We start from the raw sequence: 11,965 nt of genomic DNA, 5'->3' as shown, positions 1-11,965 counted from the left end.
GGGATTAAAACTCCTTTCTCAAATCTTCAATGTTTCGTTTGACGGTAGCGGAGACGGGCAGCGGAGCCGCACAAAGAATGGCCGGGGGCAAATTCAACGTTCCCGCATCCAGAGCACGCCGAATCGGCGGGATCGTCGGCAGTCGGCGGTCGATTTCCCGCAAGGTGGCCTGTTCCAGGCCGGCAACGGATTCGACGGCCAATGACAGATGGTTGACGCCGCAATCCCGAGTCAGCATGGCCTGGAAATTGACCAGGCCGGGAACGGTAAACAGGTCTTCGTCCAGATCAGGCATGCCCAGCCGTTCACCGCGACCCAGGTCGACCCGCTTGGCCAATCGCCCCCGCAGCTTGCCCAGCCGGGGCAGCCTGCTGCCACAGGGGCAGGGATCGGATAGGAAAACGGAAAGATCGCCGGTGCGGTAACGGATCAGCGGCATGCCGGAGCGGGTCAGCGTGGTCACTACAACTTCCCCCGTTTGTCCAGCAGGCAGCACCCGCCCCGTGCCCGGATCGACGATCTCGAAGTAGAGGTCGGGCTCCCGCAGATGATATCCGGCCAAAGCCAGGCATTCGACCCCGCCTGTCAGGGCCATTTCCGTCATGCCCAAATGATTGAAGGCCGGGCATCTCCATAGCCGGCCGATCTCCTCGACCAGAGCCCGGGGAACGAAATCCGAGGTCAAAAACACGCTTTTGATCCGTCCAGGCGGAATTTTTGCCGACAGCGGCTGGCGAAGGACGGACAGAACCTGCACGGGGATCCCCACGACGCAGTCGAAGGATTCCTCCTTCAGAAGCGCGGCACAGGCGCCTGGGTCCCTGACCAGGCCGTGCACGTGACAGGATACGCCCATTGGTTCGAGAGCCCGGGCCAGAAGGTCCCCCGCGCTGGCCGGCAGTTCTCCCGGCAGCAGCACGAGTGCGCGGTATCCGCGTTTCAACACCTGGGACATTCCGCAACGAAAAAAAGCCTGAGTGCGCGCCAGTTCCTCCCCGGTGAAATAGAGTCTTTTGGCCGGGCCGGTGGTTCCCGAACTCTCCAGGGTGACCACGCGGTCGATCTGTCCCTGGCTGACGGCAAGCATCTGCAGCCCTTCCCGGCAGAGATCGGCCGAGGTGGTGAAGGGCAGCCGGGCCAATTCCGCCAGGGAAGCCAGGGGCAGCTCAACCCGCTCAGCCAACCTCGATCGATAGAACGGGCTGTTGGCGACAGCATGGGCCAGGGTCCAATTTATTTGTCGCAACTGGTGCTCCCGTAAACGGGTCAGGTCAAGTCTTTCATCCTGCTTCTGGCCCAACTCCTTGAGAATCCAGGCATCCAACGGGCTAAGTTGCATCTTCGTGACCTCGGTAAAGAGACCTTCCCTGCGCCGAGGTGAGATTGTACAAGCAGAAGGGAACCAGCTTTTCCTGGGGGGTCAGGACATGAATACAGCAATTCCGGGCCCGTTCCAGGTCGATGTTCCATACGTCCTGGAAGGCCATGGCCGAAACGGCAAAGGTATGGGTCTTGATCCTTTCCAGAAAGCTGTCCAGGCTCTCCGGAGCGCCGTTGCGAGGAGGTGTCGATTGCTGCGGGGCAGCCCATTGGCGGGTGAGAAAGTCCGTTGATTTGCGGGCACCCTCCGCAGCAGGAGTCGGCTTGTTGCAGCAGCAGCTGTCCTTATTGGTCAAAGGCAGCAGGGAACCGTCCGGGTTGACCAGGAAGTTGCCATGAAACGAGCAGTGGGAATGTTCGCAGCCGGGAGGAGCGAAATTGTCGACCCGCATTCGACCCCCGGTCTGCTGTTCAATGCCGCGGAGAATCTGCGGCAAGGTCATCCGATCCTGATCTGAAGGGGGAGCGGGAAAACGGCCGAAGTAGCTGATCGGCTGAAAATGGACGCCGCGAACCCCAGGAGCACGTTGCAAGGCGAAATCAAGGATGGCGCCGAGGTTGTTGCTGTTGACGCCCGGCACAACGGTCGGCACCAGAACTACACCCAGACCGGCGGCCAGACAGTGATCGATGGCCTTGATTTTCTGAGGCAACAGGGCTTTGCCGCGCAGGCGCTCATAAATGGCGTCGGTGGTGCCATCGAACTGAAGAAAGACCGAAGCCAGGCCGGCTTCCTTAAGTTCCCGGGCATAATAGGGGCTGTCCGCCAGTCGCAGGCCATTGGTATTGAGCTGGATGAAGGAAAACCCCTGCCGGCGCCCCAAGGCAATAATGACCGGGAGGTCGTCGCGGATCGTCGGTTCCCCTCCGGATAACTGGATGACGATGCTCTTCCCGCTGGCATTATGAACGGCCCGGTACCAGCTGTCGATGACGCTCAGAGGCGGGTCGGCAACTTCTTCTTTACCGCTGTCCGCAAAACAGACCGGGCAGCGAAGATTGCACCGGCCGGTCACTTCCAGGAGGGCAGAGCAGCTGTGCTGGCCATGCTCCGGGCAGAGGCCGCAGTCGAAGGGGCAACCCTTTTTGACTTCCCCGTAGCAGACAGGGGGTTGGGAAGGTGTTTTGGGCCGGTTCCATTCGGAGAGGTGTGGCGGTCCCTGCCAGATCAAAGCACGATATTCGCCGTGTTCGGGACAGCTCTTGACCAGATCTACCCGATCACCGACAACTTCGCGCCGGGCGGGAAGGCGCTTCAGGCAGGTGGGACAAAGACTGGCTGTTTCAATCGGAAGTGCGGTAAATCCTTCAGTCATGCCTTGCACTCCGAAAGTTCAAAATCGTTTTCCGCCAGAATTTCCTTGACCTTGAGATAGACTGCTCCCACGATCTGGCCACAGCGCAATTTAGGATCCGGGTCGTCGCCGACAATCGATGCACAGTCAATACCACCGTACTGTTCGCCGTAAAACTCCTTGAACCAATCAGCCAGTTGCATGCGCATCCCCATGAAAGCCACATGCTCCTCTTCGTCATCGGAACCCTGGGCTGAATAAAAGGCCAGCAGACACATGCCTCCCGTCAGGGCACCGCAGGTCCCATCCCCGAATCCGGCGCCATGAGCCAGGCCGGCCATGGTTCGAATAAGGTCCGGATTGGTCCTTCCGCAATTTTCCAGTCCGAGAGCCAAAAGGATCTGCGAACAGTAGTAGCCCTTTTGGGCCAGTTCCAGCATGCATGACAGTTCGTTCACGATGTCATCCTTTGCTTGGCCATTGTGAGCCCGTGGCTCGGATAAGGCCGTTTGAGGTGGTTGTCGATTTTTCCCCGATCAGAATTTCCTGGCAATCAGCAGGAAATATCCCGGTCGGATAGCTTGTACAGCTTGATGCAGTGAATGACCTTCGCTGTTAGGGGCAAACTGCTCCCAGAAAGATTCAAGAGAGCCGTGCAAAAGCACGAGGCGCGCCGCCAATTCAGCGAGAAGGTGGGATCGATCCTGCCAGACTTTGATTTCGAGTTTGGCTTCATGTAACCAGTTGAATAAACGCTCCCTGCTCACCGCGCCCGAAAGACAGCAATTTTTCGGAACGCTTCCGGCATCGGCGTTTTTGCGGCGATACAGATCGCTCAAAACCATCGTTCCCCCGGGGGCAAGCACCCTCTGAAATTCCTGCAGGGTTCGATCCGGGTCCCTGGTCAGTGAAAGAACACATTCGCAGGTCAGGCCTGCAAGGGATCCGTCGGCAAAGGGGAGATTTTCTGCCCGCCCGCGAACCAGAGGCAGATCGACATGCCGGGATGCTGCCTCCCCGAGCAGTCGAGCGGAAAGATCTATGCCGAAGGTCTGCAAGCCATGTTTTTCTCTCAGATATGCCGCAGTTGAACCAATTCCGCAGCCGATATCCGCCACTCGGCTTCCTGCCGGCCAATGCAGGAGCTTCATCGCCTCCTGGAGCAAAGTCAGGCCTCCGGGACGCAGAGTTTCCCCGGTTGCCTGGCGCAGGGCTTCGGTTTCGTAAAGGTGCGGTGCCCCCAATGGACAGGTGATACCGCTGCTCATGCCGGACTTGTGCATAAAGTCAGAAAGTATTTTGTGTTTCTATTTGTCTTCGAGAATCCGCTCAACTTCGGCCATTTTCCCGGTTGCCAGTTCCTCGGTGATAAGAACCAGTTTGCAACCGGTGCACACTGGCAGCTCGGCGTGGAAAGAACCCTTCATATAGGAGAATCCCACCTTCCTTTTCTCAAGGGGCTTGCCACACTCATGACAGATCCATTTGTCGGCTTCTTCCTGCGGTATCATGATTCCACCCCCGTGATAACCATTCGATGAGAAAAGGCTTTGAGCACCCGAAAGCCATCCTGTTCCGCCCGGTAATCCACCCAGAAGGTTGTGTTGCCGAGCTTGGAATTGGCTCGAAAGCAATTCATTTCCTTATTAAACAGACGGCGGCCGGTTTTTTCGGCCTGGGCGATCACCTGACGCAGGTCATTCTCCAGGATGCGCCTGCTGTCGATAGAGCGCATGACTTCGGGTTCGATATACAATTTGATATGTTCGTAGGATTCCATGGCACGCTCCGCGGTTTCGCCGTGACGGGTCAGCAGGTCCTGTTTGACCCGGAGGCGGTTGGTGCGCCGATCGGTCCAGGAGAGCCATCCCCTCGCCCAGGGATCGTTATCAGGAGATGAAGAGAAGAGGAGTTCGATCAGGTGCGCGGTGCGTTTGCCGGCGGCAACGAACTTGTCCCTGCACATGGCGCAATAGGCCAGGTAATCCCGTTCGCTCTCAGCTGCCCGCCGGGTGACGATGGCGTTGTCGAGCTGAGGATTGGCGTTGAAAACAAGGCCTCCGTAGCCGCAGCACTCTGCCATATCCCCGGATAGAGGGAGTTCTTCAATCCTGTAACCGAGGCCGGTCAGGATGGCTCGAACATCCGTCTGGGTTTTGGGATCGTCCCGGCTGATGCAGGGGTCCACCACCGCTATGGGTTGTTTGGACTTCTCCCCGTTTCCGGCTCCGATGGCTTGAACAGGAGAAGTCTGCCATAAGGGCGTTACGGGTATTTCGGGCAGATGCTCCTTGAACAGGGTCTGGCAGCTGCAACAGGCGGTAATCATCTGGGGCATGCCCATGTCCTGCCATTGCTTGCGAATGCCTGCCAGGGTTTCGCGAAACAGTTCTTCACGACCCGACCAGTAGGCGGGGGCACCGCAACAACCAAGGAGAATGCCGACACCGCCGGAGAGGCTTTCACACAAACAGTCGTAGGAGGTCAACACCTCTTGAGGGGCAGTGGCGCAGAGCATGCAACTGGGGAAATAGAGGTAAGCACTTTGATTTGTGCCTGGCTGATGACGACAGAGGGAAAAATCGTCGCCGGTGCTGAAGGCCATGTCCTGCAAGGGAAACTCATGGGCCGACGGGGGCATGAATTTCTCCTGCAACATGAATTGACGTTCCTGGCGGCAGATTTCTCCCATGGAGAGGTTGTTGGGGCATACATGCGCGCACAAACCGCAATCGGTACAGGAATTGATGAACTGATTGGAGGTGTGAGCGGCCCCGAGCAGGACCTTTTCGTTATTGAAGATTTCGCGAATGTACTTCTTCGGATATTTTTTATAGTGCGCCAGATACTGGCAGACCTTGACGCATTCCATGCACTCGCATTGAATACAGCGCTCTGCTTCCCGGGCGGCTTCGTCGGGTGTGTAGCCGGAATCGGGACGGGCCGGAGCAATCCGGTCCAGAGGTTCGATCCCCTCGAGGTTGGTAAAAAGCCTGGTTTCGAAGGGACCCTCGTCTTCCCGGCCGATGGTCATATGAGCCTTTTGCAGGAAGCGCTCGATGGATAAAGCTCCCTTGCGGCCCGCTGCGGCAAGCATGATCGGCGCATCGCCAGCGCAGCCGCCGGCGAAAACCCCCTCGACACTGGTGGCGGCGGATGCAGGGTCCAGAGCCATTTCCCCCTGGTCGTCCTTTGCAAGAGCCAGGGCGGAACAGGCGGAACTGCTGCGATCGATGAAAATGGCATCAAATTCGCTGCAAAGGCGATCAAAAACAGCCTGATTTATGGAATCTCCCAGCACGATTTCGACTTTCATGCCTTCAAGAACCGAGAGTTCCTCATCGATGATGGCAGCGGGCAACAGGTTGTCGGGAAATTTGCGAAAGGTCTTGCCAAGTATCTTTTCAGGCTCAAAAAGGGTCACCGCAAAGCCCTTCTTGCGCAGGTCATGGGCGGCAACCAAACCGGCTATATCGCCGCCGATCACCGCGATATGCTTGTTTTTCCGCGGCAGGGGTTTGACCGGATCGGGTGAACCATGTTTTTCGACACAAAGACGTTCCAGGCTGCCGATGGCCAGCGCTTGGCCCACCTCCGCTCGGCGGCACCGGGTTTCACAAGGGTGATTACAGATCCGTCCAAAAATGCCGGGAAACGGCATATGCTTTTTCAGGACCTGATAAGCCGCTTCCAGGTCGCCTTTGCTGATTTCGAGCATGAACTGGCGCACGTCCACATGCAAAGGACAGGTCGCCGTGCAGGCGGGAGGCTCTTCCTGGATGCACTTCGCCTCCCATTCGATGCGTTGGTCTTTTTCCATAAATGGTCAATCTCCCGTCGCGTCTTGATGGTGCCGAGGAAAAACAAGGGTGATGCCTCATAGTAAAATTCGTTCCATCCGGTTTGATTCGGATGGAACGAATTTGAGCTCAATCTCCGGAAATGTAAATATGGAGGTGGAGGACCACCTTGCGGCAGCCCTCCACCTCCAAGAATCCCTGGCGAAGGCTGGCGGCACCGGCCCCCGGAATTGGCCGGTGTCGCCACCAGGGATTACATCATGTTACTTGGCTGCCTTCTTGGCGTATTTGGCCAGAGGCGGTACGGAATCAACGCTGTCGGCTACCCAGCCGCCCTCGAGGGCGTCGGCAACGTCAAAGGCCTTCTTGTCGGACTGCAGGGCCTGAAGCACCTTCTCGGGGTAAGCCGGGAGGTGACGGATACGGGCGCCGCAGGCGTTGTCGATGGCGTTGATGATCGAGCAGTGGGGAGCGGTCAGCGGCAGTTCGCCGACGCCGCCGGCCCCACGGTAGCCGTGCTCACGAGGCTCGCAGACGTAAATGATTTCCAGGTCGTCTGTGATGTCGTTGCAGAACGGGAAGCCCGCCCCGATCATGTTGGAGTGCGGCTTGATGTGCTCGAAGTCCTCGGTCAGGGCCAGACCGATGCCCTGGGCCATACCGCCGTAGATCTGACCGTCGACGGCCAGCTGGTTGGTGATGGTGCCGACGTCGGCCACATGGACCATGCGCAGAACCTTGGTTTCGCCGGTGGTGATGTCGACTTCGACTTCGGACATGAACAGACCGTACATGTAGATGCAGAACGGTTCGCCTTTGCCGGTTTCCACGTCGCAATGGGTACAAGGAGTGGTCCAGGTGCCCAGGTACTTGGTGGGGATGCCTGCTGCTACCATCTCGTCGTAGGTGCGGTAGGTGCCGTCAGCCTTCTTCATGGCTTCGAGCAGCATTTCGCAGGAAACGCGGATGGCGTTGCCGGTTACGACGTTGTGACGGGAACCGCCGGAGGGACCCGAGCAGGGGGTGAGGGCGGAGTCGTTCATGAGCAGCTTGATGTTTTCCGGCTTCAGACCGAGAGGCCGGAGAGCTTCATGGGCAAAGGTCAGAGAACCGATGTCCGAGCCCTGGCCGTGATCCTGCCAGCTGTTGCCGACCATGACGTCGCCGTTAGGCAGCAGCTCGATCCAGCTTTCGGAGGTGTCGGGGCCGTCGAGACCGCAGCCGTAGATGCCGAGAGACACGCCGACGCCGCGCTTCTTGGTGGCGGTGGATGCCTGCTTGGCCTTGGCCACGGCACGATCGTAATGGGGCTTGAGGGCTTCGAACTGTTTCGGGAAAACGAACACTTCCGGAGTCTGCTGGGTCGGAGTGGTGGCACCCGGACGGTAGCAGTTCATTTCACGGATTTCGAAGGGATCCTTGCCCATCTTCTTGGCCAGTTCGTCGATCAGCGACTCGGAAGCGAAGAAGGCTTGGGGAGATCCGTAGGCGCGGAAGGGGGCACCCCAGCAGTGGTTGGTGCAGACCGTGCGGCCTTCACCGCGCATGTTGGGGATGTCGTAGCCGGAGAAGCAGTACTGCATGCCGCGGGTGGTCAGCAGGTCGCCGAACTCGGAGTAGGGGCCATGGTCGACGGACCAGTCGGTTTCAGCGGCCAGGAATTTGCCGTTAGCGTCGGCGGCAATTTTGGCCTTGAACCAGAAGGGAGAGCGCTTGCCTGTATAGAACTGCAGCTGAGCCCAGCTGTACTCGAGGTAGCAGGGCTGGCCGGTAGCCATGGTAGCCGCGGCGCAGAGAGCTTCGTTACTGGGGCAGAACTTGTAGCCGAAGGTGCCGCCGCAGGGATTCTGGCGGATGACCAGCTTGTCGGCGTCCAGACCGAGGCCGGGAGCGATCATGGCCACCTGCAGCTGGATGGCGATCGATTTGGACTGTACACAAACGCGGCCTTCTTCGTCAGTGTAGGCGAAGCCGACATCGGGTTCGATCGGCATCTGGGGCTGACGGCCGAGGTAGTACTCGCCCTCCACCACGTAAGCGGCTTTTTGCATGATCGGCTTGGTGTCTTCACCTTTCACCAGTTTCTGGGTGAAGTAGACGTTGGGGGTGCCGGGATGGATTTCGATGGCGTCTTCGGCCATGGCGGCCGGAGCGTTCATGTAGTGAGGCAGCACTTCCAGGTCGAGCTTGACGGCTTTAACGGCGGCATCGGCCTGCTTCTGGGTCTGGGCGCAGACGATGGCGATGGCGTCGCCGTACTGGAAGACTTTTTCGTCACAGAGGATCGGGCGGTCCCAACCGTCACCCTTGTTGGTGGGGAAGGTGATCAGACCGGTGATGCGGTTCTTGCCTTTGATGTCCTTGGCGGTAACGACCTTGACCACGCCAGGCATTTTCTCGGCGGCGGAAATGTCGACGCCTTTGATGTTGGCATGGGCTACGTCAGCATAGACCAGGGAGCAGAACAGGGTGCCTTCAGGCAGCTGCTCGCGCATGTCCATACCGAAGTCCCACAGACCGCAGACCTTGGCAACCGCGGTCGGACGGGGGTAGCGGGTGCCGTAGAGGCGGCCTTCGTCGCAGTCCTTGTATTCCAGAGCGGCTTCGCTCATGTCTCCGCGCAGAACCTTGGCGGCATCCATGACGGCGTCAACGATGGAGATGTAGCCGGTGCAGCGGCAGGCATTCTTGTGCTTGGTGAACCAGTCGCGCACGTCCTGACGGGTCGGATCGGGATTTTCGTCGAGGAGGGCTTTGGCGGAAACGATGAAGCCGGGGGTGCAGTAGCCGCACTGCAGGGCGCCGTGCTTGATGATGGCCTTCTGCAGCGGGTGCAGGTTCTGCGGGGTGCCCAGACCTTCGATGGTCACGATGGTGGCCCAGTCCTCGACGCGCTTCATTCTGGTTACGCAGGAGCGGACAAGTTTGCCGTTAAGGATTACGTTGCAGGCTCCGCAGGTACCGGTTCCGCAGCCGATCTTGGTGCCGGTCAGCTGGAACTGTTTGCGGATGACGTCCGAAAGCAGACTTTCAGGGTCAACGATGACCTTACGTTCAACGCCGTTAATATTGAGAATCCTCTTTACCAATCCCATACCTTTGTTCCTTCTTTTGGGTTTGGGGGCCTCAACGGGCGTTATGCCCGCCTGCCCCGTTTGGTCCTTTTCCTGTGATGCGGCTGTGAACCCCTTGTTTGACCTGCAGGACTTAATACCTTACTTGCCGAAACCGCAATCCGGATAGTGGCAGCTCTTGCAGCCGACGCAGAGGCCGCCGTGGCCCAGTGCGATAATGTCCTCGCGGGTGACTTCTTCTCCTGCCAGAATCCGTGGAATGATCAATTCAACAATAGTGGCCTTGTGGTACATGGCGCAGCCGGGTAGCCCCACCATGGGAATTCCGTTCAACTCGGCCAGCATGAACATGGCGCCGGGGTAGGTGGGGGCACCGTAACTGACGACCCGGGCCCCGCTGGCGCGAATTCCCGCCGGGGTCAGATCATCGGGATCGACGGACATTCCACCCGTAAGCACGATCATCTCGGCCTTTTCCTCGAGCAGGGAATGAATAGCGTCCACGATGGCCGGAAGTTGATCAGGCACGAAAACCTGCCGGAAGACCTGACTCCCCAGCGCCTTGAACTTTTCCTCGATGACCGGGCCGAAGCGGTCGGCAATCCGGCCGTAGTAGATTTCGTTGCCGGTCGTGATGACGCCGATTCGCAGGGAACGAAACGGTTTAAGAGTGACAACCGGCCCCTTTTCCTGGCAAATTTCCTCCAGGCGAAGAATGTTTTCCTCGGCAGTAAACAGAGGAATGATACGGGTTCCGGCCACAATCTTTCCGGCCGCAACCTGTTGATTCGTGTGCAGGGTGGCGATGGTCACATCCGGCAGGCTGTTCAATTGTCGCAAGACCTCTGTGTCGATCTTGAGCAGACCGGTACAGGTTGTCTGCAACTCCACTTTCCCCTGGTTTGGCTCGGAAAAGGTGATATCGGGCCCGGCGATCGAGCGGGCAATACGTTCGGCGGCTTCGTTTTCATGGATGAATCCATCTCCGAGATTCAGGACATAGATACGATCCTTGCCGAGTTCCTTCAGTCTGGGCACATCCTCCTGGGTAATGTGATGACCCTTCTTGAAGGCCCGCCCCTTGAATTCTCCAGGAGCGATGCGGGTAATGTCGTGATAGAGGATTCTGCCGACCGCCTTTTCGACGGAAATGATTTCCACCATGGTTTTTTCCTTCATATGACAACAAAAAAACCCGCACCAATACCGATAAACCTGGCATCAATGCGGGTTTCGTTACGTCTGGCCAAAGGTCAGAGGACGAAATAAGCGCGCTTGATAAAAATGAATTTTGTGTTTCGTGGGCTACTTGAACTGCTCGACTTTTTCGATGTAACTGACTCCTCCTTCTTTGAAGGAAATGATCAGTTTGCCGGTAAATGCATCATCGATCAGTCCCATTTTTTCCATGGTTGCAGCAATAATTTTCTTGCGAGCGGTCATGGACGAAGAAGATCTTTCCGCCGAGTTTGCCTGCTCTCGCAACTGGGCCTCTAACCGAAGGATTTCCGGAACGGACATTGGCTCCTCTTATAGATGGTTGCGTGGTAAATAAACGGCGAATTGAGCCCAATAAAAAAACCCGCACCTGGGCCTCTTCCATGAGATCGCTGCGGGTTTCGTTAGGTCTGCCGAGAGCAGAGGACGAAATGGGCGCTGTTACCTTCCTGCAACCCTGGGGTTGCCCGGAATTTTGCTGCTGGATTTAAAACAGCATTTGGAAGTCCCTTATAGCAAAGCCACAGATGCGCTTCAAGAAAAAAATAACCGAAAAAGACAAAAACTACCCTAATTCACCGAAAAGAACTAAAAATAACAACAAGTCCAAAAAGCGCTCTTTTTCGAATTTGTTCTAATGAGAAGTGCAGGGATTGCTGCCGTGATTGGCACAACCGCTTCCACCATGATTGACGCATACTTCCTCTTCCTCTTCATGGTCATGGTCATGGTCTCCGCAACTGTCCTCGTCGTCGCCGCCGCAACGCCCTTCATTCTGGCTGTAAAAAGGTTCTATTTTGTCCAGTTGGTGGTTCAGGAGCTGTTCCAGGGACTGTTCCAGGCTGTAAGTGGTGGCGGCAAAAAACATCAGTCCATGAAGATTGGACATGACCTGCAGCACGGCATCCGCAACACCGTCCACAACGATGGCTCCGAGTTCCCTATGATTCAGGGCTGCCTGAGGGTTGCACCCATGAAAAGGATTTGCAGGGTCGCAGTTCTCGACTTCTTCAATCTCCCGGGTTTCGCTGTCTACGATGAGAAAGAGAGGGGCCGAACTGAAATGGCCGTAGATCTCGCTTTGCAGTCCTTTATTCTTGGCTACGGGGAAACAGACTTTCATTTTTAATACTCCTTTGCTGAAGGTTAAATAAATAGGACTGATCCCAAAAAGGCGAAGGCCAGGAGATGAACCAGT

The 11,965-nt window shown here is 57.3% G+C and carries 10 protein-coding genes; all 10 read right to left on the bottom strand.

Annotation, left to right across the window (positions count from 1 at the left end):
• Positions 1 to 4: 4 nt before the first annotated feature.
• Positions 5 to 1,339, bottom strand: a complete 1,335-nt coding sequence (locus R2940_13800) for an AMP-binding protein (protein ID MEZ4600856.1) — start codon at positions 1,337 to 1,339, stop codon at positions 5 to 7.
• Positions 1,329 to 2,696 carry a radical SAM protein gene (locus R2940_13795; protein MEZ4600855.1) on the bottom strand — a complete coding sequence of 456 codons (1,368 nt, stop codon included), beginning with the start codon at positions 2,694 to 2,696 and terminating at the stop codon, positions 1,329 to 1,331. Before R2940_13795 ends, R2940_13800 begins: the two co-directional genes overlap by 11 nt.
• Complete coding sequence (locus R2940_13790; GenBank protein ID MEZ4600854.1) at positions 2,693 to 3,133, bottom strand: C-GCAxxG-C-C family protein; 441 nt, start codon at positions 3,131 to 3,133, stop codon at positions 2,693 to 2,695. The genes R2940_13795 and R2940_13790 overlap by 4 nt, the downstream gene beginning before the upstream one ends.
• 78 nt (positions 3,134 to 3,211) lie before the next feature.
• Positions 3,212 to 3,943, bottom strand: a complete 732-nt coding sequence (locus tag R2940_13785; GenBank protein ID MEZ4600853.1) for a class I SAM-dependent methyltransferase — start codon at positions 3,941 to 3,943, stop codon at positions 3,212 to 3,214.
• 39 nt (positions 3,944 to 3,982) lie between these two features.
• Entirely contained in the window at positions 3,983 to 4,186 is a 204-nt protein-coding gene (locus tag R2940_13780) for a DNA-binding protein (protein ID MEZ4600852.1), read from the bottom strand.
• The gene (locus R2940_13775) at positions 4,183 to 6,495 is read right to left on the bottom strand and encodes a 4Fe-4S dicluster domain-containing protein (GenBank protein MEZ4600851.1); all 2,313 of its coding nucleotides are present in this window, start codon (positions 6,493 to 6,495) and stop codon (positions 4,183 to 4,185) included. Before R2940_13775 ends, R2940_13780 begins: the two co-directional genes overlap by 4 nt.
• A gap of 243 nt (positions 6,496 to 6,738) precedes the next feature.
• Positions 6,739 to 9,570 carry a molybdopterin cofactor-binding domain-containing protein gene (locus R2940_13770; GenBank protein MEZ4600850.1) on the bottom strand — a complete coding sequence of 944 codons (2,832 nt, stop codon included), beginning with the start codon at positions 9,568 to 9,570 and terminating at the stop codon, positions 6,739 to 6,741.
• A gap of 120 nt (positions 9,571 to 9,690) precedes the next feature.
• Positions 9,691 to 10,713 carry a molybdopterin-binding protein gene (locus tag R2940_13765; GenBank protein MEZ4600849.1) on the bottom strand — a complete coding sequence of 341 codons (1,023 nt, stop codon included), beginning with the start codon at positions 10,711 to 10,713 and terminating at the stop codon, positions 9,691 to 9,693.
• A 141-nt stretch (positions 10,714 to 10,854) separates the two neighbouring features.
• The gene (locus R2940_13760) at positions 10,855 to 11,070 is read right to left on the bottom strand and encodes a hypothetical protein (protein ID MEZ4600848.1); all 216 of its coding nucleotides are present in this window, start codon (positions 11,068 to 11,070) and stop codon (positions 10,855 to 10,857) included.
• A 331-nt stretch (positions 11,071 to 11,401) separates the two neighbouring features.
• Positions 11,402 to 11,890: a NifB/NifX family molybdenum-iron cluster-binding protein gene (locus tag R2940_13755; GenBank protein MEZ4600847.1), complete on the bottom strand. Its 489-nt coding sequence runs from the start codon at positions 11,888 to 11,890 to the stop codon at positions 11,402 to 11,404.
• Between the last annotated feature and the right edge of the window lie 75 nt (positions 11,891 to 11,965).

It is taken from the genome of Syntrophotaleaceae bacterium (assembly GCA_041390365.1).
In the GTDB taxonomy this organism is placed as follows: Bacteria; Desulfobacterota; Desulfuromonadia; order Desulfuromonadales; family Syntrophotaleaceae; genus JAWKQB01.
Note: the sequence above shows the minus strand (reverse complement) of the source record. Positions and strands in the feature narration are given on the sequence as shown.

Bases quoted from the DNA above. Each gene is read 5' to 3' on its own strand.
- R2940_13800 (MEZ4600856.1), bottom strand. From the start codon at position 1,339: ATGCAACTTAGCCCGTTGGATGCCTGGATTCTCAAGGAGTTGGGCCAG.
- R2940_13795 (MEZ4600855.1), bottom strand. From the start codon at position 2,696: ATGACTGAAGGATTTACCGCACTTCCGATTGAAACAGCCAGTCTTTGT.
- R2940_13785 (MEZ4600853.1), bottom strand. From the start codon at position 3,943: ATGAGCAGCGGTATCACCTGTCCATTGGGGGCACCGCACCTTTACGAA.
- R2940_13780 (MEZ4600852.1), bottom strand. From the start codon at position 4,186: ATGATACCGCAGGAAGAAGCCGACAAATGGATCTGTCATGAGTGTGGC.
- R2940_13775 (MEZ4600851.1), bottom strand. From the start codon at position 6,495: ATGGAAAAAGACCAACGCATCGAATGGGAGGCGAAGTGCATCCAGGAA.
- R2940_13770 (MEZ4600850.1), bottom strand. From the start codon at position 9,570: ATGGGATTGGTAAAGAGGATTCTCAATATTAACGGCGTTGAACGTAAG.
- R2940_13765 (MEZ4600849.1), bottom strand. From the start codon at position 10,713: ATGGTGGAAATCATTTCCGTCGAAAAGGCGGTCGGCAGAATCCTCTAT.
- R2940_13760 (MEZ4600848.1), bottom strand. From the start codon at position 11,070: ATGTCCGTTCCGGAAATCCTTCGGTTAGAGGCCCAGTTGCGAGAGCAG.
- R2940_13755 (MEZ4600847.1), bottom strand. From the start codon at position 11,890: ATGAAAGTCTGTTTCCCCGTAGCCAAGAATAAAGGACTGCAAAGCGAG.